This window comes from Streptomyces sp. SID14478 (assembly GCF_010548525.1).
GTDB lineage: Bacteria > Actinomycetota > Actinomycetes > Streptomycetales > Streptomycetaceae > Streptomyces.
On the sequence record NZ_JAAGMG010001308.1, the window covers coordinates 1 to 21,629 of the forward strand.

21 protein-coding genes, 1 tRNA gene and 1 pseudogene are annotated in these 21,629 nt (G+C 71.9%); 4 read left to right on the top strand and 19 right to left on the bottom strand.

What is annotated here, in order from left to right:
- The 6 genes from G3I40_RS41395 to G3I40_RS41420 form a co-directional block, all read right to left on the bottom strand.
- On the bottom strand, positions 1 to 395 hold a 395-nt coding region (locus G3I40_RS41395), incomplete at its 3' end, for a serine hydrolase domain-containing protein (protein ID WP_164559968.1).
- Positions 396 to 441: 46 nt separating this feature from the next.
- Positions 442 to 966 carry a GNAT family N-acetyltransferase gene (locus G3I40_RS41400; protein WP_164559951.1) on the bottom strand — a complete coding sequence of 175 codons (525 nt, stop codon included), beginning with the start codon at positions 964 to 966 and terminating at the stop codon, positions 442 to 444.
- Between the two features lie 32 nt (positions 967 to 998).
- Positions 999 to 1,499, bottom strand: a complete 501-nt coding sequence (locus tag G3I40_RS41405) for a GNAT family N-acetyltransferase (protein ID WP_164559952.1) — start codon at positions 1,497 to 1,499, stop codon at positions 999 to 1,001.
- On the bottom strand, positions 1,496 to 2,287 hold the full coding sequence (locus G3I40_RS41410; RefSeq protein ID WP_164559953.1) for an ABC transporter ATP-binding protein: 792 nt from the start codon (positions 2,285 to 2,287) through the stop codon (positions 1,496 to 1,498). The genes G3I40_RS41405 and G3I40_RS41410 overlap by 4 nt, the downstream gene beginning before the upstream one ends.
- Positions 2,287 to 3,048 (bottom strand): cobalt ECF transporter T component CbiQ, encoded by a 762-nt coding sequence (cbiQ, locus tag G3I40_RS41415; protein WP_164559954.1) that lies wholly within the window; start codon positions 3,046 to 3,048, stop codon positions 2,287 to 2,289. Before cbiQ ends, G3I40_RS41410 begins: the two co-directional genes overlap by 1 nt.
- Position 3,049: 1 nt before the next feature.
- The gene (locus tag G3I40_RS41420) at positions 3,050 to 4,114 is read right to left on the bottom strand and encodes an energy-coupling factor ABC transporter permease (RefSeq protein ID WP_164559955.1); all 1,065 of its coding nucleotides are present in this window, start codon (positions 4,112 to 4,114) and stop codon (positions 3,050 to 3,052) included.
- Positions 4,115 to 4,246: 132 nt separating this feature from the next.
- Between G3I40_RS41420 and G3I40_RS41425 the strand changes: the two genes are divergently transcribed.
- Positions 4,247 to 4,621: an SsgA family sporulation/cell division regulator gene (locus G3I40_RS41425; protein WP_164559956.1), complete on the top strand. Its 375-nt coding sequence runs from the start codon at positions 4,247 to 4,249 to the stop codon at positions 4,619 to 4,621.
- 76 nt (positions 4,622 to 4,697) lie between these two features.
- On the opposite strand, the gene G3I40_RS41430 is transcribed toward G3I40_RS41425, so the two are convergent.
- Positions 4,698 to 6,920: an MMPL family transporter gene (locus G3I40_RS41430; protein ID WP_164559957.1), complete on the bottom strand. Its 2,223-nt coding sequence runs from the start codon at positions 6,918 to 6,920 to the stop codon at positions 4,698 to 4,700.
- A 103-nt stretch (positions 6,921 to 7,023) separates the two neighbouring features.
- Positions 7,024 to 7,611: a TetR/AcrR family transcriptional regulator gene (locus tag G3I40_RS41435; RefSeq protein WP_164559969.1), complete on the bottom strand. Its 588-nt coding sequence runs from the start codon at positions 7,609 to 7,611 to the stop codon at positions 7,024 to 7,026.
- Positions 7,612 to 7,826: 215 nt separating this feature from the next.
- Between G3I40_RS41435 and G3I40_RS41440 the strand changes: the two genes are divergently transcribed.
- Positions 7,827 to 11,159: a S41 family peptidase gene (locus tag G3I40_RS41440; RefSeq protein ID WP_164559958.1), complete on the top strand. Its 3,333-nt coding sequence runs from the start codon at positions 7,827 to 7,829 to the stop codon at positions 11,157 to 11,159.
- A gap of 181 nt (positions 11,160 to 11,340) precedes the next feature.
- Here G3I40_RS41440 and G3I40_RS41445 read toward each other — a convergent pair whose 3' ends face one another.
- The 4 genes from G3I40_RS41445 to G3I40_RS41460 all read right to left on the bottom strand — a co-directional run bounded on the left by G3I40_RS41445 (position 11,341) and on the right by G3I40_RS41460 (position 15,003).
- The gene (locus G3I40_RS41445; RefSeq protein ID WP_164559959.1) at positions 11,341 to 11,547 is read right to left on the bottom strand and encodes a hypothetical protein; all 207 of its coding nucleotides are present in this window, start codon (positions 11,545 to 11,547) and stop codon (positions 11,341 to 11,343) included.
- Between the two features lie 113 nt (positions 11,548 to 11,660).
- Complete coding sequence (locus tag G3I40_RS41450; protein ID WP_164559960.1) at positions 11,661 to 12,536, bottom strand: SDR family oxidoreductase; 876 nt, start codon at positions 12,534 to 12,536, stop codon at positions 11,661 to 11,663.
- A complete protein-coding gene (locus tag G3I40_RS41455; RefSeq protein ID WP_164559961.1) occupies positions 12,533 to 13,474 on the bottom strand; it encodes an alpha/beta hydrolase in 942 nt (313 codons plus the stop codon). Before G3I40_RS41455 ends, G3I40_RS41450 begins: the two co-directional genes overlap by 4 nt.
- Entirely contained in the window at positions 13,471 to 15,003 is a 1,533-nt protein-coding gene (locus G3I40_RS41460; protein ID WP_164559962.1) for an NAD(P)/FAD-dependent oxidoreductase, read from the bottom strand. Before G3I40_RS41460 ends, G3I40_RS41455 begins: the two co-directional genes overlap by 4 nt.
- 232 nt (positions 15,004 to 15,235) lie before the next feature.
- On the opposite strand from G3I40_RS41460, the gene G3I40_RS41465 reads away from it, so the two are divergent.
- Complete coding sequence (locus tag G3I40_RS41465; protein ID WP_164559970.1) at positions 15,236 to 15,862, top strand: MerR family transcriptional regulator; 627 nt, start codon at positions 15,236 to 15,238, stop codon at positions 15,860 to 15,862.
- A gap of 4 nt (positions 15,863 to 15,866) precedes the next feature.
- On the opposite strand, the gene G3I40_RS41470 is transcribed toward G3I40_RS41465, so the two are convergent.
- The 3 genes from G3I40_RS41470 to G3I40_RS41480 form a co-directional block, all read right to left on the bottom strand.
- Positions 15,867 to 16,766 (bottom strand): DUF6528 family protein, encoded by a 900-nt coding sequence (locus G3I40_RS41470; RefSeq protein ID WP_343245194.1) that lies wholly within the window; start codon positions 16,764 to 16,766, stop codon positions 15,867 to 15,869.
- A gap of 211 nt (positions 16,767 to 16,977) precedes the next feature.
- Positions 16,978 to 18,018 carry a protein kinase family protein gene (locus G3I40_RS41475; protein ID WP_164559964.1) on the bottom strand — a complete coding sequence of 347 codons (1,041 nt, stop codon included), beginning with the start codon at positions 18,016 to 18,018 and terminating at the stop codon, positions 16,978 to 16,980.
- A 22-nt stretch (positions 18,019 to 18,040) separates the two neighbouring features.
- Positions 18,041 to 18,865 (bottom strand): exodeoxyribonuclease III, encoded by an 825-nt coding sequence (locus G3I40_RS41480; RefSeq protein WP_164559971.1) that lies wholly within the window; start codon positions 18,863 to 18,865, stop codon positions 18,041 to 18,043.
- Positions 18,866 to 18,913: 48 nt separating this feature from the next.
- On the opposite strand from G3I40_RS41480, the gene G3I40_RS41485 reads away from it, so the two are divergent.
- Positions 18,914 to 19,426 (top strand): GNAT family N-acetyltransferase, encoded by a 513-nt coding sequence (locus tag G3I40_RS41485; protein ID WP_164559965.1) that lies wholly within the window; start codon positions 18,914 to 18,916, stop codon positions 19,424 to 19,426.
- 64 nt (positions 19,427 to 19,490) lie between these two features.
- On the opposite strand, the gene G3I40_RS41490 is transcribed toward G3I40_RS41485, so the two are convergent.
- The 4 genes and pseudogenes from G3I40_RS41490 to G3I40_RS41505 form a co-directional block, all read right to left on the bottom strand.
- Entirely contained in the window at positions 19,491 to 20,690 is a 1,200-nt protein-coding gene (locus G3I40_RS41490) for a HAMP domain-containing sensor histidine kinase (RefSeq protein ID WP_164559966.1), read from the bottom strand.
- Complete coding sequence (locus tag G3I40_RS41495; protein ID WP_164559967.1) at positions 20,690 to 21,157, bottom strand: hypothetical protein; 468 nt, start codon at positions 21,155 to 21,157, stop codon at positions 20,690 to 20,692. The genes G3I40_RS41490 and G3I40_RS41495 overlap by 1 nt, the downstream gene beginning before the upstream one ends.
- A gap of 110 nt (positions 21,158 to 21,267) precedes the next feature.
- Positions 21,268 to 21,341 (bottom strand) — tRNA-Ala (locus G3I40_RS41500).
- A 69-nt stretch (positions 21,342 to 21,410) separates the two neighbouring features.
- A pseudogene (locus G3I40_RS41505) lies at positions 21,411 to 21,629 on the bottom strand (hypothetical protein); the annotation flags it as partial.

Sequence of the window (21,629 nt, forward strand, 5' to 3'; positions counted from 1 at the left end):
GCGGCCTCGGCGGGGGTGAGCGGCCGGTCCAGGGCCGGTACGCCGGCCCGGTGCGCGAGCACGTCCCGCACGCGCGCGTCCTCCTTGCCCTGCACCTTGAACTGCGGCCAGTACGCCGCGACGGGCGCGTCCAGGTCGAGCTCACCGCGCTGGTGCAAAAGCAGCAGCACGGCGGCGGCCACGCCCTTGGTCGCGGAGCGCAGGATCTGGGCGGTGCCCGGCGTCCACGGCTCGGTGCCGTCGACGTCCCGCGTCCCGGCGTACAGGTCGACGACCTTGCGCCCGCCCTGACGGACGACGACAGCGGCTCCCCGCTCACCCCGTCCGGCGAAGTTCTCGGCGAAGGCGGCACGGACGCCTTCGAATCCGGGGGCGGTCGTGCCGTTCACTGCGATATCCACTGCGTGTGCAACATGCACCGCGCCGCGTTGATTCCACCCCTCACACCTCTCGCACGCCGAGCCACTGCTCGGCGCCCCATGCCTCGAACCGTTCCACCTCGGTGAATCCCAGCCTGGCCGCGAGACGCATCGAGGAGACATTGGCGCTTTGGGTGGTGAGCATCACGGGCTCGCCGGGAAACGCGCCGTCGAGCCAGCCGAGCGCCGCCGCGCACGCCTCGGCGGCGTACCCGTGTCCCCACGCCCGCGGCAGGAACAGGTAGCCGAGATCGGCCTTGCCCGCGGCGGCCGGGCGGCTGTCCCGCGGGGTCCGCCTGAGCAGGATCTGGCCGATCAGGGCTCCGTCGAGGGCGACGACGAAGCTCCCGGGCCACCGCTCGGGCACCTCGGGAAGCTCGCGCTCGACCTCCGCACGCGGCCGAGGACCGCCCAGGTAGGTGTGCACCTCCGGCGAGGCGAGCAGTTCGACGAACGCCGCTCGGTCGCGGGCCTCTGGCGCGCGGAGCACGAGCCGTTCGGTCCTGAGCGGGGCAGGGGGCCAGTCGACGGGTCCGAGCTCGTCCATGCCGGCCAGCCAATCAGCGACCGCAGCAGCGATCAAGCCCTTCGGGCCCACCGGATCTCGCCGTCCCACATGCGGTCCGTGGGGGCGAGCCCGGCGCGGCGGGCCACCGCCGCCGATGCCGCGTGGTCCGGGTGGATGTGGGCGATGACGGGTCCCACCTGCTCCCCGTCCAGCCACTCCACGAGCGCCCGGGCCGCCTCGCTCGCGACTCCCCCGCCCTGCCGGTCGGTGGCGACCACCCAGGCGATCTCGGTGGCATCCGCCGTCACCGTCGCCTGGACCGTGCCCATCAGGCGGTCCTCGGCGCGCAGCCGGATCACCCAGTTCAGCCAGGTGACGGACGGGTCCGGGGAGCCCGCGGTCAGACGTTCGTAGCGGGCGCGCAGCTCCTGCGGGGTATGCGGGACGCCGCCGATGAACGCGTGCAGGGCCGGGTCGCCCAGCACTCCGGCCATCTCCTCGGCGTGCTCGACCCGCAGGGGCAGCAAGGTGAGCCGGGCCGTCTCGATCACCCGGGCCCGGGGGCCGCTCACGCCGCCCTGTCCGCTACGGACTTGGGGTCGAAGCCGAACGGCAGTTCCAGGCGGTGGGCCCGCATCAGGGCGTCGTCCACCAGCAGGTCGCCGGTCGCGCCGTCCGCCGCGATGACGCCCTCGCTGAGGATGACCGCGCGCGGGCAGAGTTCGAGGGCGTAGGGGAGGTCGTGGGTGACCATCAGCACCGTGACGTCCAACGAGCGCAGGATGTCGGCCAGTTCGCGGCGTGAGGCCGGGTCGAGGTTCGAGGAGGGCTCGTCGAGGACGAGGATCTCCGGCTCCATCGCCAGCACCGTGGCCACCGCCACCCGGCGCCGCTGGCCGAACGACAGGTGGTGCGGGGGACGGTCCGCGTACTCCTCCATGCCGACCAGGGCGAGCGCCTTGCGGACCCGTGCCTCCAGCTCGGGACCCTTCATGCCGGCCGCGGCCGGGCCGAAGGCGACGTCCTCGCGGACCGTCGGCATGAAGAGCTGGTCGTCCGGGTCCTGGAAGACGATGCCGACCTTGCGCCGGATCTCGGCCATGTGGCGCTTGTCGACCGGCAGGCCCGCGACCGTGACGGTGCCCGCGCCGCCGGTCAGGATGCCGTTCAGGTGCAGGACGAGGGTCGTCTTGCCCGCGCCGTTGGGCCCGAGCAGCGCGACCCGCTCGCCCTTGCCGACGGTGAGGTCCACGCCGAAGAGGGCCTGGTGCCCGTCGGGGTAGGCGAAGGCGAGGCCGCGGACGTCGAGGGACGGGGGCGCGGACGAAGCGGACGGAGCAGACGGAGAAGAAGCAGTCATCACAGCATCCATCCCAGCAGACACACCACGAGCGCGGCACTCGGCAGTGTCAGCGCGTACGACCACTGTGCGCCGGATGCCGTGACCTCGTCGATCACCGGCATCGAGCCCGCGTACCCGCGGCTGACCATCGCCAGGTGCACGCGCTCACCGCGCTCGTAGGAGCGGATGAACAGGGCGCCCGCCGACTTGGCCAGCACCCCCCAGTGCCGGACGCCGCTCGCCTCGAAGCCGCGCGACTCCCGCGCGATCTTCATGCGCCGCATCTCGTCCGTGATGACGTCCCCGTAACGGATCATGAAGGACGCGATCTGGACGAGGAGCGGGGGCAGCTTCAGGCGCTGCAGGCCGAGCAGCAGTTCGCGCAGCTCCGTCGTGGAGGCGAGGAGCACCGACGCCGCGACGCCCAGGGTGCCCTTGGCCAGGACGTTCCACGCGCCCCACAGTCCGCTCTCGCTCAGCGACAGGCCGAGGACCTGCACGCGCGCGCCCTCCGCCACGAACGGCATCAGCACGGCGAAGGCGACGAAGGGGACCTCGATCAGCAGCCGCTTGAGCAGGTAGCCGGCGGGCACGCGGGCCGCGTACGCGACGGACCCGAGCAGCACGGCGTACAGCGCGAACGCCCACATCGCCTCGCGCGGCGTGGAGACCACGACCACCACGAAGCAGAAGACGGCGGCGAGCTTGGTGTGCGGCGGCAGGCCGTGCACGGGCGAGTGTCCGTGCCGGTAGAGGCGGTGTGCGTGGCCGGCGCCCATGTCAGACGGACGTCCGCTCGGCGGTGACCTCGGTCGAGGCCGCGTCGCCGGTACGCCGCCTGCGCAGCGCCCAGAAGATCCCGGACCCGGCGACGACGGTCACGCCGACGCCGATGACCCCGGCGAGGCCGCCGGAGATGCGGGCGTCGGTGATGTCCTTGACGCCGTAGTCGGCGAGCGGCGAGTCCGAGGAGGCGTGCTCCTTGGTCTTCTTGTCGATGCCCTTGTCGTGGGCGACCTTCTCCAGGCCGTCGGGGCTGGCCGAGGCGTAGAAGGAGACGAACCCGGCCAGCACGAGGGACGTGACGAGGCCGGTGATCCAGATCTTGCGGTGCGAGCCGCTGACGGCGGCGGGGGCCGGGGCCGCGGCGGGCTCCGCGTCGACGAGCTCGCCGCCGACCTTGAGCTTGAGCTTCTGCTGGAGCCCGCGGGCCCCGTACACCAGGTCGGGGCGGACGGCCACGACGGCACCGACGGTGAGCGCCGTGATCACGGCCTCACCGATGCCGATCAGGACGTGCACGCCGATCATCGCGGTGGCGACCTTGCCGATGGAGACGTCGGTCGTCCCCCCGATGGCGTAGATGAGGGTGAAGACGACCGCGGCCGCCGGGACGGACAGCACCGCCGCGGCGAAGGAGGCGACGGTGATCGAGCGGCGGCCGCGCGGCAGCACCTTCACCAGCCCGCGGAAGACGAGGTAGGAGACGACGGTCGTGGTGATCGCCATGTCCGTGATGTTCACGCCGAGGGCGGTCAGGCCGCCGTCGGCGAACAGCACGCCCTGCATCAGCAGCACCACTGACACGCACAGGACCCCCGTATAGGGGCCCACCAATATCGCGGCCAGGGCGCCGCCCAGGAGGTGGCCGCTTGTTCCGGCCGCCACGGGGAAGTTGAGCATCTGTACGGCGAAGATGAACGCCGCGACCAGACCGGCCAGCGGCGCGGTGCGCTCGTCGAGTTCGCGGCGCGCGCCGCGAAGGCTGACGGCGACGGCGCCCGCGGCGACGACACCGGCGGCCGCCGAGACGGGAGCGTTGATGAATCCGTCGGGGACATGCATGGCGGGGTTCTCCGGCGCTCGGCAGCTGGTTAACCGTTCGATGATAGTGCCTTGTTGCGAACAGCTTGCAAGAGCGTCTCATCGCCAATTGAGCCTGGCCCGCCTGGGCGGACATATGGGACATTGGGTGACATGAGCGTCGATGAGCAGTTCGTCGAGCAGTACGCCCGGGCCCGCGTCGTCACGGACTCGCCCGAGGCGGGCAGGGCCGTACCGGTCGTGCTGCGCTACGACGGCCTGGTCCGCGTCACGCTCCCGGACGCGTTTCCCGGATCCGGCGAGTGGGTCTTTTCCCGCGCACTCCTGGAGAGCGGGCTGCGCGCCCCGGCCGGCGAGGGCGACGTCCGCATCTGGCCGTGCGGCCGGGTGCAGGCGGTCATCGAGTTCCATGCGCACGAGGGCGGGCAGCCGAGCGGGGTGACGGTCGTGCAGTTCGACGTGAAGGCGCTGATCCGCTTCCTGCGTCGTACGTACACGGCCGTCACCCCGGCGACGGTCCCGCGCTGATCGCCACCGATCGGGCGCCGGTCGGTCGGTGACCGCACGCCGACCGGATGCCGATCAGGTGTTGCTCAGGCGCTGATCAGGCGTCGATGAGCTCCCGGTCCGCGTCGCCGCCCCTGGGCTCGGCGGCCGCGTTCAGGCCCTCGCCCTCCACGTCCACGTTGGGCAGCAGGCGGTCCAGCCACTTCGGCAGCCACCAGGCCTTCTTGCCGAGCAGCGCGAGCACCGCGGGCACGATCGTCATGCGGACCACGAACGCGTCGAAGAAGACGGCGATCGCGAGGCCGAAGCCGATCATCTTCACCATCTGCTCGGAGGAGCCGATGAAGCCCGCGAACACCGCGATCATGATGACGGCCGCGGCAGTGACGACCCGGGCGCCGTGCTTGAAGCCCGTCACGATGGCCTGCGCGGGCCGCTCCCCGTGGACGTACGCCTCGCGCATCCGCGTCACGAGGAACACCTCGTAGTCCATCGCCAGGCCGAAGACCACGCCCACCATGAAGATCGGCATCATCGACATGACCGGGCCGGTCTGCTCCACGCCGAACACCGAGCCGAGCCAGCCCCACTGGTAGACCGCGACGACGGCGCCGAGCGCGGCGAGCACCGAGAGCAGGAAGCCGAGGGCGGCCTTCAGCGGCACCAGGACGGACCGGAAGACGACCATCAGGAGCAGGAACGCGAGGCCGACGACCAGTGCCAGATAGGGCACGAGCGCGTCGTTGAGCTTCTGCGAGACGTCGATGTTCATCGCCGTGGAGCCGGTGACGCTCAGCTCCGCGCCGGTGTCCGCCTTGATGTCCTTGCCCGCGTCACGGATGGCGTGGACGACGTCCTCGGTCTCGACGGAGGACGGCTTGTACTTCGAGACGACGCTGATGATCGCGGTGTCGCCGGCCTTGTTGAACGTGGCCGGGGTGACCGCGGCGACGCCGTCGGTCTTCTTGATCTCGCTGACGACCTCGCCGACCGCGCCCTTCGGGTCGTCCGCGCCCCGGGCGTCGACGACCGTCATCAGCGGACCGTTGAAGCCGGGCCCGAAGCCCTCGGACAGCAGGTCGTACGCCTTGCGCTGGGTGGTGTCGGTGGGCTGGACGCCGTCGTCGGGCAGTCCGAGCTCCAGCGAGGCGACCGGGATCGCCATCGCGCCGAGACCGATGACGCCGGCGACCAGCACGAGCACCGGGCGGCGCAGCACGAGGCGGGCCCAGCGGGTGCCCATGTTGACCTTGGGCCCGGTGGCCCCCTGGGTCTTCTCGGCGTCGGCGGCGAGCTTCTTGCGCGCCTTGCGGCCGTGGACGCGCTTGCCCGCGTAGCCGAGCAGCGCCGGGATGAGGGTCAGCGCGATGAGCACGGCGATGGCGACGGTGCCCGCGGCCGCGACGCCCATCTTCGTCAGCATCGGGATGTTGACGACGGCGAGGCCGACCAGCGCGATGACGACGGTCAGACCGGCGAAGACGACGGCCGAGCCCGCGGTGCCGACGGCCCGCCCGGCCGCCTCCTCGCGCGCCCGGCCCTCGGCCAGCTCGGCGCGGTACCGGGACACGATGAACAGCGCGTAGTCGATGCCGACCGCGAGGCCGATCATCATCGCGAGGGTGGAGGTGGTGGTGCCGAGGTCGAGCGCGTCGGCGAGCGCGGTGATCGACGAGACGCCGATGCCGACGCCGATGAGCGCGGTCAGCAGCGGGAGCCCGGCCGCGAGCAGCGAGCCGAACGTGATGACGAGGACCACGGCCGCGATCGCGATGCCGATGACCTCGGTGGCGCCGGTCTCCGGCATGGCCTGCAGCGCGTCACCGCCGACCTCGACGGTCAGGCCCGTCTCCTTGGCCTGGTCGATGACCTCCTGCAGCCCGTCCCGGTCGTCGTCGGTCAGCTCCATCGAGGAGACCTTGTACGAGGTGGAGGAGTAGGCGATCTCGCCGTTCTTGCTGATCGTCTTGGCGACGAACGGGTCGGCGACCGAGGCGACCTGCTTCGAGCTGGCCTTGATGTTGGCGACGGTGTCCTGGATGTCCGCCTTGTTGGCGGTGTCCGTGAGCTTCTCGCCCGCCGGCGCCTTGAAGACCACGCGGGCGGTGGCGCCGTCGGCGGCCGAGCCCGGGAAGCGCTGGTCGAGCAGGTCGAAGGCCTTCTGGGCCTCGGTGCCCGGTATGGAGAAGGAGCTGGCGGCGGCGGTCGGCGCGGTGGCCGCGCCCACGCCCGCGAGGGTGAGCAGCGCCACCCAGATCAGGACGACGAAGTGCCGTCGGCGAAAGGCGAGTTTGCCTAGCTTGTAGAGGAACGTGGCCACGAGGGCGTACTCCCGGTCGGGTCGGGGTCAAGACGGGCAGGGGGCATCGGCCCGACAACGTGAGCGGTGCGTGTCAGGTGAACTGGGGTACTGCTGGAGGGAGTTAAGCGCTGAGGGCGGGGAGGACCACAGCGTCGACGTACGAGGTGAGATAGGCCTGGGTGGGTGGCTCTTCGTCGATGAGGGAGCGGGTGGCGAACGCGCCGATGAGCATGTGGATCACATAGCCGAGCGCCGGGTTGTCGGCCCGGATCTCGCCACGGTCCACGGCTCTTTGCAACAGCCGGTCGAGGCCGGACAGTTCGGGCGCGACGATCCACTCCTTGAAGGCCGCCAGCAGGTCGGGGTTGGCGTGCACGGCCACCATCAGGCCGCGCATCAGGGCGCTGTTCTGCTCCATGTGGCAGTCGTCGTCACGGACGGCCATCTGGTGCAGGTCCCCGCGCAGGGACCCGGTGTCGATCTCGTCGAACTGCGGCTTCTGGCTGCGCAGCGCTTTCACGACCAGCTCGGCCTTGCCGCCCCACTGGCGGTAGAGCGTCGCCTTGCTGGCCCGGGTGCGCACGGCCACGGCGTCCATCGTGAGGGCGTCGTAGCCGACCTCACGCAGCAGGTCGAGCACGGCCTCGTACAGCTCGGCCTCGCGCTCGGGCGTGATCCGGCTCCGCCGCGTCGCCGCTTCCGCGGTCATCGTGATCACCTGGCCTCTCCGTGTCGTACGCCCTGAACATACCCCCACTCTTAACGAAACGAAACAGTTTCGTTCGTGTGCTGCGCCACAATCACCCCGTAAGGGGCGCGGGGAACGGCGCACTCGGCCACGTACGCGCCGCGGACGCGCTGCTGGGTGCACGAGCGGACACGACTGCGGTTGCCGGAGGCCCCGTCGCGGAAAAGCATGGTGAGGTGACCCAAGAAGATGCAGCCCAGGCCTACCTGAGATTCCCGCACCTGAGCGGCGAGCGACTGTGTTTCGTGGTCGAGGACGACCTGTGGGTCGCCCCGCTCGACGGCTCCGCGCGGGCCTGGCGGGTCACCGTCGACCGCACCAAGGTCAGCCATCCCCGCTTCTCACCGGACGGGCGGCACCTCGCGTACACGACGTGGCGCAGCCTCGACCCGGAGATCCACCTGGCGCCGGTGGACGGCGGGGCCGCGCGCCGGCTCACGTACTGGGGCAGCGTCGACACGCAGGTGCGCGGCTGGTCCCCGGACGGCGACATCCTCGCCGTCGCCTCGCACGGCGAGCCGTTCTCCTACTTCACCTTCGCCTACAGCGTCCCGACCGACGGCTCCCCCGGCGGCAAACTGCCCTGGGGCCCGGTCTCCGACATCCAGGTCGCCGACATCGACGGCGAGCGGCAGACCCTGCTGCTGACCGGTACGCCGCCGCACGAGCCGGCCGCCTGGAAGCGCTACCGGGGCGGCGCCCAGGGCCGGCTGTGGGTGCACGGGCAGCGCATCCTCGCCGACGTGGACGGGCACTTCGACGCCCCCATGTTCGTCGGCGGCCGCATCGCGTTCCTCTCCGACCACGAGGGCATCGGCAACATCTACTCGTGCCTGCCCGACGGCTCCGACCTGACCCGGCACACCGATCACGACGCCTTCTACGCCCGGCACGCCTCGACCGACGGAGAGCGCGTCGTCTACCAGTGCGCGGGCGACCTGTGGCTCCTCGACGACCTCGCCCCCGACACGCGCCCGCGCAAGCTCCGCGTCCGGCTCGGCGGCCCGCAGGCGGGCCGCCGCGGCTACCAGGTCCCGGCCGCCCACCACGTCGACGCGCTCTCCGTCGACGAGACCGGGCGGGCCGGCGCGATCGTCGTGCGCGGCAGCCTGTACTGGCTGACCCACCGCGACGGCCCGGCCCGCACCATCACCGACACCCCGGGCGTCCGCGTCCGGCTGCCCGAGATGCTCGGCTCCGGCGGACAGGTCGCCTACGTCACCGACGCGGAGGGCGAGGACGCCGTCGAGATCGCCTACCTGCCGCGCGCCAGCGGCGACCGGGAGCCGCGCCGGCTCGCCTCCGGCGATCTGGGCCGCGTCCAGGAACTCGTCAGCGACCCGGCGGGCGAACGCCTGGCCATCGCCTCCAACGACGGGCGGCTGCTGCTGCTGACCGTGCCCGACAAAGCCGCGGCCGCCGAGGGGGCCGAGGAGTCCGGGGACGCCTCGCCGCCGGAGTCCGCGGAGGGCGAGGTCACCGAGCTGATCCGGTCGACCAACGGCCCGGTCCGCGACCTTGCCTTCTCCCCCGACGGCGCCTGGCTGACCTGGGCCCACCCGGGCATCGGCCGCTCCCTGCGGCAGATCAAGATGGCCCGCATCAAGGACCGCACCGTCGTCGACGTCACCAACGGCCGCTTCGAGGACGAGAACCCGGTCTTCACCCGCGACGGCCGCTACCTGGCCTTCCTGTCCTGGCGCGGCTTCGACCCGGTCTACGACGTGCACACCGGCGACCTGTCCTTCCCGCTGGGCTGCCGCCCCTACCTCGTACCGCTGTCGTCGGCCACGCCCTCGCCGTTCGCGCTCTCCCCGGACGGGCGCACGGCGGCGGGCGGCCTGGACCCGGTCGAGGACGGCGAGCGCGCCGAGGGCGGCTCCACCCTGGCCTTCGGCCCCGGGGGCGCCGCGCCGACCGTGGAGATCGAGGGCCTCGCGAACCGCGTCGTGCCCTTCCCGGTCGCCGCCTCCAAGTACTCGGCGCTCTCCCCGGTCGCCGGCGGCGGCCTGGTGTGGCTGCGCTGGCCGATCTCGGGCGCGCTCGGCGAGACGTTCGCCAACCCCGCCGACACCTCGTCCCAGCCGACCCTCGAACACTTCAACCTGGCCAAGGGCAAGAAGACCCAACTCGTCGACCACATGGACTGGTTCGCGGTCAGCGGCGACGGCAACCGGCTCGTCGTCGGCGACGAGGGCGAGCTGCGTGCCGTCCCCTCCACCGAGGCCGGCGACAACGACACGACCGTCTGGATCGACCTGCGCCGCATCCTGCACGAAGCAAACCCGCCCGCCGAGTGGCGCGGCGCCTTCGAAGAGGCTGGCCGGATCATCCGCGCCTACTTCTGGGAACCGCACATGTGCGGCATCGACTGGAGCGCCGTCCTCGACCAGTACCGGCCGCTGGTCGACCGGGTCGCGTCCCCGGACGAGTTCGCGGACCTGCTGCGCGAGGTCCTCGGCGAACTGGGCACCTCCCACGCGTACGTGTCCGCCGCCCGCCGCAACGAAGGCCCGGCGCACTACCAGCGCGCCCAGGGCCTGCTCGGCGCCAACTTCGTGTGCCGGGACGGCGGTTGGATGCTGACCCGGATCCTGCCCGGCGAGTCCTCCGACTCCAAGGCCCGCTCCCCGCTGGCCGGTACCGGCATCCGCGAGGGCGCGCTCCTCACGCACGTCGACGGGCGCCCGGTCGACCCGGTCACGGGCCCGTTCCCGCTGCTCGCCGGCTCGGGCGGCACGACGGTGGAACTCACCTTCACCCCGGCCGACGGCCGGGGCAGGGCGCGGCGGGTGGCGGTCGTGCCCCTCATCGACGAGCGGCCGCTGCGCTACCAGGACTGGGTGGCCAAACGCCGCGCCGTCGTACGGGAGTTGAGCAACGGCAAGTGCGGCTACCTGCACATCCCCGACATGGGCGGATCGGGCTGGGCCCAGTTCAACCGGGACCTGCGCATGGAGGTCTCCCGGCCCGCCCTCATCGTCGACGTACGCGGCAACGCGGGCGGTCACATCAGCGAGCTGGTCATCGAGAAGCTGACCCGGAAGATCATCGGCTGGGACCTGACCCGCAACGCCCAGGCGGTCTCCTACGCGTCGAACGGCCCCCGGGGCCCGGTCGTCGCGCTCGCCGACGAGGCGACGTCCTCCGACGGCGACATGATCACCGCGGCGTTCAAACTGCTCGCGCTCGGCCCGGTCGTCGGCCAGCGCACCTGGGGCGGCGTCGTCGGCATGACCGGCCGGCACCGGCTCGGCGACGGCACGGTGATCACGGTGCCGATGAACGCGGCGTGGTTCCCCGAGTACGGCTGGTCGATCGAGAACCGGGGCGTCGACCCCGACATCGAGGTGCTGCGCACCCCGCTCGACTGGGCGGAGGGCCGGCACGCACAGCTCGACGACGCGGTCCACCTCGCCCTGGACCTGCTCAAGGAACAGGGCGCGAAGACCCCGCCGGACCTCTCGGACGTCCCGGACCGCCGCCGCCCGAAACTGCCGCCGCGCTAGACGCCGCAGCCGAGCGGCCCTCCCTCCGAGGCCCCGAGCGGCCCTTCCTCCGAGGCCTGAGCCTGACAGGAAGGGCCGACGGGGAAGAGGGCCCCGCAACACAGCCGGCAACACAGCCGAGGCAACACAGTCGAGCCCCACCCGGCGTCCCGGGTGGGGCTCGATCGCTCAGGGGGAAGCGTCAGGAGTCGTTGTCCTGGTCGAACCGGTCCTGCGCCTCCTGGGCGGACTGCTTCGCCTGGTCAGGGGCCTGACCGGCACGCTCGCGCGCCTGCTCCTGCGCCTGCGCGCCGCGCTCCTGGGCCTGGTCCTTGGCGCCGCTGACGCCGTCCTTGGCCTTGTTGGAGAGCTCTTCGCCCTTGTCCTTGAACTGGTCCATGATGCCCATGCTGTTCACTCCCGTGGTGGGTGAGGGGATTGGGCCTCGACCAGAGTTACACGCTCGGACATTCCACGCATTTCGATCAATGACGGATCGTGCAGGGCGAGAGAAATCGCAGGTCAGCGCTGGTGCACCGACTCGTCGGCCGCCCCGCCCGCACCCACCAGACCGCGAGACACGGAGCCGAGCCGCGGCTCGAACCGCTTCATCTCGCGCTGCCCCACCGCCCCGATGACCCCGGGCAGGTATCCGCGGATGCCCTGCATGCCGCGCAGCCACCACTGGGCGTACACGTGCGACGACCTCCGCTCGATGCCCGCCACGATCCGGTCCACGGCCGGACCCAGCGGGTACGTCTTGTTCGACGGCCACGGCAGGCGCTGGCGCAGTTCGCGCATCACGTCGTCCTGGTCGGCGCCGCGCACCATGTCGGTGTCGGTCCAGGACAGGTAGCCGACGCCGACCCGCACGCCCTTGTAGCCGACCTCGGCGCGCAGGCTGTGCGCGTACGCCTCGACGCCCGACTTGGACGCGCAGTACGCGGTCATCATCGGCGCGGGCGTGATCGCGGCGAGCGAGGCGATCTGCAGCAAGTAGCCGCGCGACTCCATGAGTACGGGGAGGAAGGCGCGGGCGGTCACCGCCGACCCGATGAGGTTGACCTCGATGACGCGGCGCCAGGCGACGGGGTCGGAGTCCACGAAGGGGCCGCCGGTCGCCACCCCCGCGTTCGCGACGACGATGTCGACCTTGCCGAACCGCTCCTTCACCTCGGCGGCGACCCGCGCCATCGCCTCGTGGTCGGTGACGTCGGCGTGCCACCAGTCGGCGTCGGCGTGCAGCCGGCCCGCGACCTGCTTCAGCTCGTCCGGCTCCAGGCCGACCAGCGCGATCTTGGCGCCGCGCGCCGACAGCTTGCGGGCGAGCAGCTCACCGACGCCGCGCGCCGCACCCGTGACGACCGCGACCTGTCCCTCCAGGCTGACCTTGCTCATGCGGCATCCGCACCCTTCTCCGAGTCCGACATCAGGTAGGTGGCGGCCAGTTCGCGGATCTTCTCCGTGACGGCCTGTGGTGCTTCGACGGGCGTCATGTGGCCGAGGCCCGGCAGTTCGGTCAGGCCCGCGCAGTTCGGCAGCGCGGCGGCGATCCGCCGGGCGTGCACGAGCGGGGTGAACCGGTCCGCGCTCCCGCCGACGACGGCCACCGGCATCGTCAACTCGCGCAGATTCTCGTCCAGTTGAAGCACATCGAGGACGTGCGACCAGCCGTGGCGCACCCCGCGCGGACACGCGTGCACGATCCGCGCGCAGGCCTCGACCTTGTCGGGCGACGAACCGGGGCCCATGGTCGCGTACTTGAGGATGCGCCGGGCGACGGGCGTGACCGGACCGAGCGGCGCCTTCGAGCCGAGGATCTCGCGGGTGAGCCGGGTCCGCAGCCGGCCCGCGGGCAGCAACGGCACCACCTTCGCCTCGGCGACGAGGCGCGAGCTTCCGGTACTGCACAGCAGTACGGCGGCGGCGTGCTCCCGGAAGGCCGGGCGCGTGGCCGCGGCCATCATCGTCATGCCGCCCATGGAGTGCCCGGCGAGCACCGCCCGCTGCCCCGGCGCGAGCGTGGCGCGCAGCACGGCCTCCAGGTCGTCCGCCAACATGTCGGTGGTGTACGGGAGTTGCGCGGCGGCGGGACTGCGGCCGTGGCCCCGCTGGTCGTAGACGACCACCCGGTGGTCGGCGGCGAGGGCGCGTACCTGCGCGGCCCAGAAGGCCGTCGAGCAGGTCCACCCGTGCGCGAGCACGACCGCGGGAGCGTCCGCGGGGCCGTGCACCTCGACGTGCAGCCGGGCGCCGTCCGCCGAGGTGACGGTCGACTCCTCGACGGGGACAGGCGGCGCGTAGGGCCCGGTCCGCACGTGCGTCAGGCGGCTCATGCGGCGCTCACCTGCGCCTTCTTCCCGCGACTGCGCGGCTCGGCGGCGGCCGCCGGCGCGCGGACGATCTCGTACTCCCCCACGTCGACGTGGCGGGTGGCCTGTCGGAACTCGGTCGTCGTGCCGGGCCACACGGTCGTGTTGACGCCGTTCTCGTCGAGGTACCAGCTGTTGCAGCCGCCGGTGTTCCACACGGTGCGCTTCATGCGGTCCTGCACGCGGTTGTTCCAGCCGTTGACGGCGCTCTCGCGCGGGTTCAGGGCGACGCGGCCGCCGAGCACGTCCAACTGCCGCATGTAGTCGGCCAGATAGTTCAGCTGGGATTCGATCATGAGGATCATGGACGAGTTCCCGAGGCCGGTGTTCGGCCCGATGACGGTCATGAAGTTCGGGAAGCCGTGGGCGGTGGCCCCGCGCAGGGCGGCCATCCCGCCCTTCCAGCTCTCGGCGAGGCTGACTCCGTCGGCCCCGACGACGCGCTGCGCGATCGGCATGTCGGTGACGTGGAACCCGGTGCCGAAGACGATCGCGTCCACCTCGGCCTCGCTGCCGTCGGCGGCCACCAGGGTGTTGCCGCGGATCTCGCTGAGGCCGGACGCCACGACGTCGACGTTGGGCTGGGCGAGCGCCGGGTAGTACGTGTTGGACAGCAGGATCCGCTTGCAGCCGATGCGGTAGTCCGGGGTGAGCTTGGCGCGCAGGGCGGGGTCCTTGATCGCACGGCCCATGTTCCGCTTGGCGATCTGCTCGACCATGCCCAGTTCGTTGGGCCGCTTCGTGAACGCCTGGACCTGCAACTCCCGTATGCCCCACAGGAGTCCGCGCCGCACCTGTGTCGTGAAGGGCAGCTGGCGGTGCAGCCAGCGCTCGGCCTTGGTGATGTCCCGGTCGGCGCGCGGCATGACCCACGGCGGCGTGCGCTGGAAGAGGGTCAGCCTGCCGACCTCCTTCTGGATCGCGGGCACGATCTGGATGGCGGAGGCGCCGGTCCCGATCATGGCGACGCGCTTGCCGCGCAGGTCGTAGTCGTGGTCCCACCGCGCCGAGTGGAAGACCTTGCCGGGGAAGGTGTCGATCCCGGGGACGTCCGGCGTCTTGGGGTCGGACAGCGGCCCGGTGGCGGAGACGACGACGTCCGCGGTGAGCGTCCCCTGCGCCGTCGCGACCTCCCACCACAGCTTCTCGTTGTCCCAACGAAGCTGCTTGACCTCGGAGTTGAGGCGTATGTGCGATCGCAGCCGGAAGGTGTCGGCGACGTGCTCCAGGTACTCCCGGATGCGCTCCTGCCCGGAGAAGGTGCGCGGCCAGTCCGGGTTCGGCGCGAAGGAGAACGAGTACAGGTGGGACGGCACGTCGCACGCGCACCCCGGGTAGCTGTTGTCGCGCCAGGTGCCGCCGACCGCGTCGGCCCGCTCCAGGACCACGAAGTCGGTGACGCCCTCGCGGCGCAGCCGGACCGCCGCGCCCAGACCGCCGAACCCGGACCCGATCACCGCCACCCGTACGTGCTCGTGTTCCTGCCCGGTCATCCCGGCGCCTCCCTTGCCGCGCGACTCTGCCAGTGAATACTGGCGTAATTCGGAGAGTAGAGCAGTGCCGTACTCGTGGGTAGGGGTCGGGCCGGGAAAGTTACCGCTGGTACGCGCCGCGCCCTCGCCGGATCACCGCCCCTGCGGGAGGCCCTTGGCGCCGAGGCGTGTGCCATAGGGTCGGAGCGTGGCAAAAGAAGCGACGGAACCAGGCGACAAGCGCGAATACCGGATGGAAGAGCTGGCCAGGGCGGCCGGCATCACGGTGCGCACCGTGCGTTTCTACCGCGAGCGCGGCCTCATCAAGCCCCCGCGCCGCGAAGGCCGCCTCGCCTGGTACGACGAGACGCACCTGGCCCGCCTCCACACGATCGCCGCCCTCCTGGAACGCGGCCACACCCTCACCGGCATCAGCGAACTCTCCGAGGCCTTCGACCGCGGCCGCGACGTCGGCGAACTCCTCGGCCTCGGCGAACCCACCGAGGAGACCCCGGTCCGCCTGTCCGCCACCGAACTCGCCGACCACTTCGCCGGCGAAGTGACCCCCGAGAACCTCCAAGCCGCCCTGGACCTCGGCTACTTGGGCACGGACGGCGAGGAGATCGTGCACATCAGCCGCCGCCTCCTGGAGGTCTCCGCGGCCCTGGTCCGCGAGGGCATCCCGCTGGCCGAGGTCCTCGCGGCGGCGGCCCGGGTACGCGAACACGCCGACGCCATGGCCACCCTCTTCACCGAACTGATCCTCGCGCACGGCACCGAGAAGGACGCCCACCGCCTGCGCCCCCTGGCCAAATCGGTGGTGGAGGCGGAACTGTCCATGGCCATGGACCGCAAACTCACCACCCCACCGCACTCCTGAGGAATCAGGCAGGCAGCCACCAACGGGCCTTGTACACACCACCGTTGACGAGCTTGTACGCACTCTCGGGCCGGTGCACGCTCACGGTCGTCGTCCACCACGTCTCGCCGAGCCCGGACTCCGGCACGGTCGTCACCACGCGGCCGCTGCGCGGATCGTTGCCCACGCACTTCACGCCCTTGCGCACGATCTGCTCGCGCCCCGCGAAGTCCTGCACGAAACTCCGGCTGCTCTTCTCGTACTGGAACACCGACGCGCTGGTCGTCACCCACATCCGCCCCGGCCGCCCCGCGACGGGAAACAGATCGTGCCCGCCGGCCGACTTCCCCGGCGCGGCGACGGGCAGCGGGTCCGCGGACCGCCGCACGAGCCGCGGCCGAGCCGTCGTCCCCGCCACGTCGAACGCCACCAGCTCGTCGTCCCCCATCGCCCACAGCACCCGCGGCCCCGCGTCCCAGTGCAGCCCGTGCGCACCCTTCAACTCCACCTCCGTGAAACGGGTGGCGCGGGGCCCGAGCGAAGCCGCGTACAAGCGCACGCGCGCCCCCGTGCTGCACGCCACGGCGACGTTCCCGTCCGGCAGGATCTCGACGGTGTGCGGATTGAACAGGTCGTCGCCCGGCCCGATCGCCGTCGCCCAGTGGCGCCGCCCGCCCGGCCACTCCACGACGCCCACGAACCCGTACGAGGCCGCGGTCAGCAGATACGTCCGCCCGCGATGCCGCCGTACCTTCGCCTCGCTCGGATACACCCAGCTGACCTCGGGCTCGACGTCCCGGTACCGCGCATCCCCCAGTGGCGAGAACGCCCACCGCACCACCCCCGGATCAGCAGCGGGGTCCCACACCCCGACGCCCGGATCGAGCACCAGGATCCGCCTGCTCGCCTGCTCGGTGAGCAGCACGGGCGGCGCCCCCCGGACGCCTGCGGCCCCCGCCCGCCCCGCCACCCCGACGGCGATACCGGCACCGGCCCCTGCGGCCCCGAGCAACAGCCCCCGCCTGGACGGAACATGATCGACACGCGACACGAAAGCCCCCTGTGCGAACGGCAGTTGGCGCGGAACCTACGAACTCGTCATGGACGCGCCCGAAACTGTCATGCCACAGGCCTCCTCACAAGGCCACGAACCGCGCCAACTCCCGCTCCGGATAAGGCGTGTCCCGGCTCTCCCGCCGCAGCCTGCCGAGGAACCCGTTCATCACCACGGCGAGCGGCGCGTACCGCACGATGATCGCCGCGGCCTCCTCCGGAACCCCCTCCGGCCGCGCACCCCCGGCACACTCCCGGACGTACGCCTCCCGCTCCTCTCGTCCGTACCCGTAGAAGGCCGTGACGAGCCAGTTCACCAGGTAGGAGGCGGCGTAACACCGGTCGTAGCCGCGATGCCGCGCGAAGAACCCGGCTTCCTCGGGGCTCAGCACGAACCGGTCGGACAAGGCGAGCCCGAAGTCCGCGAAGTACAGCCGCCGTCCGTCGGTCAGGACGTTCTCGAAGTGCACGTCGAAGTGCAACAGCCCCCGGCCGTTCATGAAGGCGACCCCGTCCGCGAGCCCTCGCTCGACAGCGGCGCAGGCCCGCCCGGCGACGGTACCCCCCGCCGCGACCTGCTCCCCCAGCCACTCGTGCAGGTTCCGCGGAACGTACTCCAGGAACAGCGCGACGCTCGCCGAGGCCCGCCCCAGCTCCTCGACCCGCCGCCGCACCCCGCTCCCGCCACCCCAGAACGCAACGACGCCGTCCACATCGGCCAGTTCCTCGTGCAACGGCGTCTCGTCCGGCAGCACCCGCCAGTGGTGCAACAGCGGAAACCCGGCGAACTCCCCGCCGCTGACCCAGTCCGACGCCATGCCGTGCACGGCGAGCTCGCGCCAGACCCCGAACCCCGGCCCCCCGATCCCGTACTGGCAGGACGCGGGCAGCCCGAACAGGTTCGCCGTGGACCCCACGTTCGCGCCCCGCCGCTCCAGATCGGTGAGCGGCACCCGCTTCACGAACACGGGCACCCCGCCCACGTCCAACAGCGAAGCCTTCCCCCCGATCCCCCGCCCCAGCGCCCGGGCAGCCGCCACCCGCTCCCCCAACTCCCGGTCGCTCAGGGCGGACAGGGCGCGCGCGAGGGAGCGGTGGGCTGCCAGCCGGGCACCGTCCGTCATGTGTCGCCCCCCTCGTCGTCACCTACCGGTCGTAGACCACGGTCACGGGCGCGTGGTCCGACCACCGCTCCGTGTGCGTGGCGGCGCGCTCGACGAATGCCTTGACCGCGTTCCGCGCGAGCCCCGGCGTCGACACCTGGTAATCGATCCTCCATCCGGTGTCATTGTCGAACGCCCGCCCCCGGTACGACCACCACGAGTACGGCCCCTCGACCTCCGGATGCAGCTCCCGCACGACATCGACGTACCCGCCGTCCGTCGCCTCGAAGACCTGACCGAGCCACGCCCGCTCCTCCGGGAGGAACCCGGAGTTCTTCTTGTTGCCCTTCCAGTTCTTGAGGTCGGCCTCCTGGTGGGCGATGTTCCAGTCGCCGCACACGACGACCTCGCGGCCCTCGGCGGCGGCCCGCACGCGCAGCCCCTTCAGGTACTCCAGGAACTCGTCCATGAAGCGGATCTTCTCGTCCTGCCGCTCGGTCCCGACCTCGCCGGAGGGCAGGTACAGGGACGCGACGACCACACCCGGCAGGTCGACCTCCACGTACCGGCCGCTGCCGTCGAACTCCGTCGAGCCGAAGCCGATCTGCACCCGCTCCGGGGCGCGCCGCGTATAGAGGGAGACGCCGGCGCGGCCCTTGGCGGCGGCCGGGGCGTGCACGACGTGCCATCCCTCGGGCTCGCGCACCTCCGCGGGCAGCTGCTCCGGCTCGGCCCGCACCTCCTGCAGGCACAGGACGTCGGCGGAGGTCTCGGCGAGCCACTCCACGAAGCCCTTCTTGGCGGCGGCCCGCAGCCCGTTCACATTCACAGTGGTCACAGTCAGCACCGGGCCACGGTACCGGCACACTGGATGCACCAGTCCCACCCGATCCAGCATAGAGATACGATATTCCGCATGACCATCCAGCCCTTGCCCGCCACCGCGGTGACCCTGCGCCCCGTCTCCTTCGGCCACCCCGACGCGATCGCGCTGAACGACCGCGTCCAGCTGGAGTACGCCGAGCGCTACGGCGACGAGGGCGACGTCACCCCGCTCGACCCGACGATGTTCGACGCGCCGAGCGGCCTGTACCTGATCGCGTACGACGAGCAGGGCACACCGCTCGCCACCGGCGGCTGGCGCACACAGGACGCGAACGACGAGGCGTACTCGGACGGCGACGCCGAGCTCAAGCGCATGTACGTGACCCCGGAGGCGCGCGGCCTGGGCCTGGCCCGCCGCATCCTCAAGGCGCTGGAGGAGGACGCGCGGGCGGCGGGCCGCCTGCGCATGGTCCTGGAGACGGGCACGAAGCAGCCCGAGGCCATAGCCCTGTACCTGTCGAGCGGCTACGCGCCGTGCGCCAAGTTCGGCCACTACCGCTTCGAGGACCTGAGCCGCTGCTACGCGAAGCCGCTCCAGGGCTAGCCAGGGCGTGTTCTGAAAGTCCCGTCGTTCGCCCGGAGGGCGGGCGGGACTTTCACAACACGCCCTAGGCGGCCAGCGCTCCGCGCAGGTCCAGTACGGCGAGGGCACCGCCGCCGACCGGGTTCTCGAACCGCACGCGCGCCCCGAGCACCCGCACCTGCCCGGCGACGATGGTCAGCCCGAGGCCGAGTCCGGTGTCCCGCTGCCCGGTGCGGAACCGCTGCGGCCCACCGGAGAGCAGCCGCTCGGGAAAGCCGTCGCCCTGGTCCCGTACGCGTACGACGCCTCCGTCGACCTGGACGGTCACGGGTGCGGCCCCGTGCCGCAGCGCGTTGCTGACGAGGTTGGCGAGCACCCGCTCGACCCGCCGCGGATCGGTGACGACCACGGCGTCGCGCAGGACCTCGACGCGCACGCCCGGGTCGACGCCCGCGACGGTGCGCCGCACCAGCTCGCCCAAGTCCCGCTCCACGAGTTCGGGTTCCTCGCTCACGGCGTCGAGCCGGGCCACTTCGATGACGTCGTCGACGAGTTCGCCGAGCCGGCGGGCACTGTCCTGGACGAGTTCGGAGGGGCGCCCCGGCGGCAGCAGTCCGGCCGCGGTCACCATTCCGGCGACGGGTGTGCGCAGTTCGTGCGCGATGTTCGAGGTGACCTCGCGCTCGGCCTGCAGCCGGCCCGCGAGCGCGTCGGCCATGGTGTTCACGGCGGCGGCCAGCTTGCCGATCTCGTCCTTGCCGCCCTCCGGCAGCCGCGCGGTCAGGTCCCCTTCGGCGATGCGCTGCGCGGTGCCCGCGTTCGCGGTGAGGCGCCGTCCGAACCGGGTGGCGACGAGCAGCCCGGCGGCGGAGGCGAGCGCGGTGCCGACCCCGCCGGCCATCCACAGCACCCGGTCCACGTCGCGTACGGTCGCGCTCTCGCGCTGGTAGGGCCGCCGCAGCGCGACGACGTCGCCCCGGTACGCGCTGGCCGCCCACAGCACCGGCACGGTTCCGGCGCCGCGCTCCAGGTAGAACCCCCAGCGTCCGTCCCGTGCGGCGGCCGCCAGCGGCTTCGGCAGATCGGGCGGGTCGATGAGCGTGCGGTCCCCGTCCACGCCCGCGGCGTGGTCCTGCACGGCGGTGCGCAGCCGTTCGCCGAGCTGGCTGCGGGCATTGGCGTACTGGGCGTCGACCGTGCGGTGGTGGACGAGCAGCCCCATCACGACGGACACGACCGCCGCGGTTCCCGCGATGAGCACCCCGAGCTTCGTGCGCAGCCCCATCACAGCTCCGGGACCGCGAGCCGGATCCCCTGCAACTGCACGGAGGCGGCGCTGTCCGGCAGTTCCGCGGGGCGCACCGGGTCGACGGTGGCCCGGCGGTAGTAGGCGACCCGTTCCTGCTGCTCCAGCCCGCTGAGCACGACGTTCACGTCGTACGGCGTGTGCCGGCATCCGGGGCGGCACCAGTCCCCGCCGAGTTTCCCGACGGCCCGCGCGGTGGTCCCGCCCCAGCCCTGCCAGTGCAGCCCGGACACGCTCACGGATTCGCTGAGCCGGATCGCGGTGGGCCGCCGCAGCGGCTGCCCGAGGGAGTCGGCGACGTACACGGGTCCGGTGTGCCGGGAGGGCGAGAGGGCGTTCCCCTCGACGCGCAGCCCCTCGGGTCCCCCGCACCCGGCGGCGAGCGCCGCGAGGGCGAGTCCGCACGCGAGGGCGACGGAACGGGAGGCGAACGCGGGCAGGGCCATGCATCAAATGTAGCCAGGGCCACAGGCGAACCACCTGTTCACGAGCGGCGGCCGGCTCCACGGGCAAAGCAAGAACCCCGCCGGTGACCCGGCGGGGTTCTCAATTGCGGTGGACCTGTGGGGATTTGAACCCCAGACCCCCTCGATGCGAACGAGGTGCGCTACCAGACTGCGCCACAGGCCCTTGCAACGAGTGAAACTCTAGCATCCCGATCCGGGTGCTTGGAAATCCGTTCCCGAGCTGGTCAGCCGGTCACTCGTTGGCGGCCCGCGGCCGCCCGTCCGTGCCCTCGTCGTACTGGTCGAACAAGGGCGTGCGGCCGCGCTCGCGGGAGCGTCGTGCGGAGGCGGCGCGGCGGGCGTCGCTGCGTCCGTCGTCGGCCGCGTTCTCCGGCTGCTCGGGCTCGGACTGCTCCGCGGCCGAGGAGCGGGCCGAGCTCCAGGTCTCGGGGGCGCCGTAGTCGATGCCGCC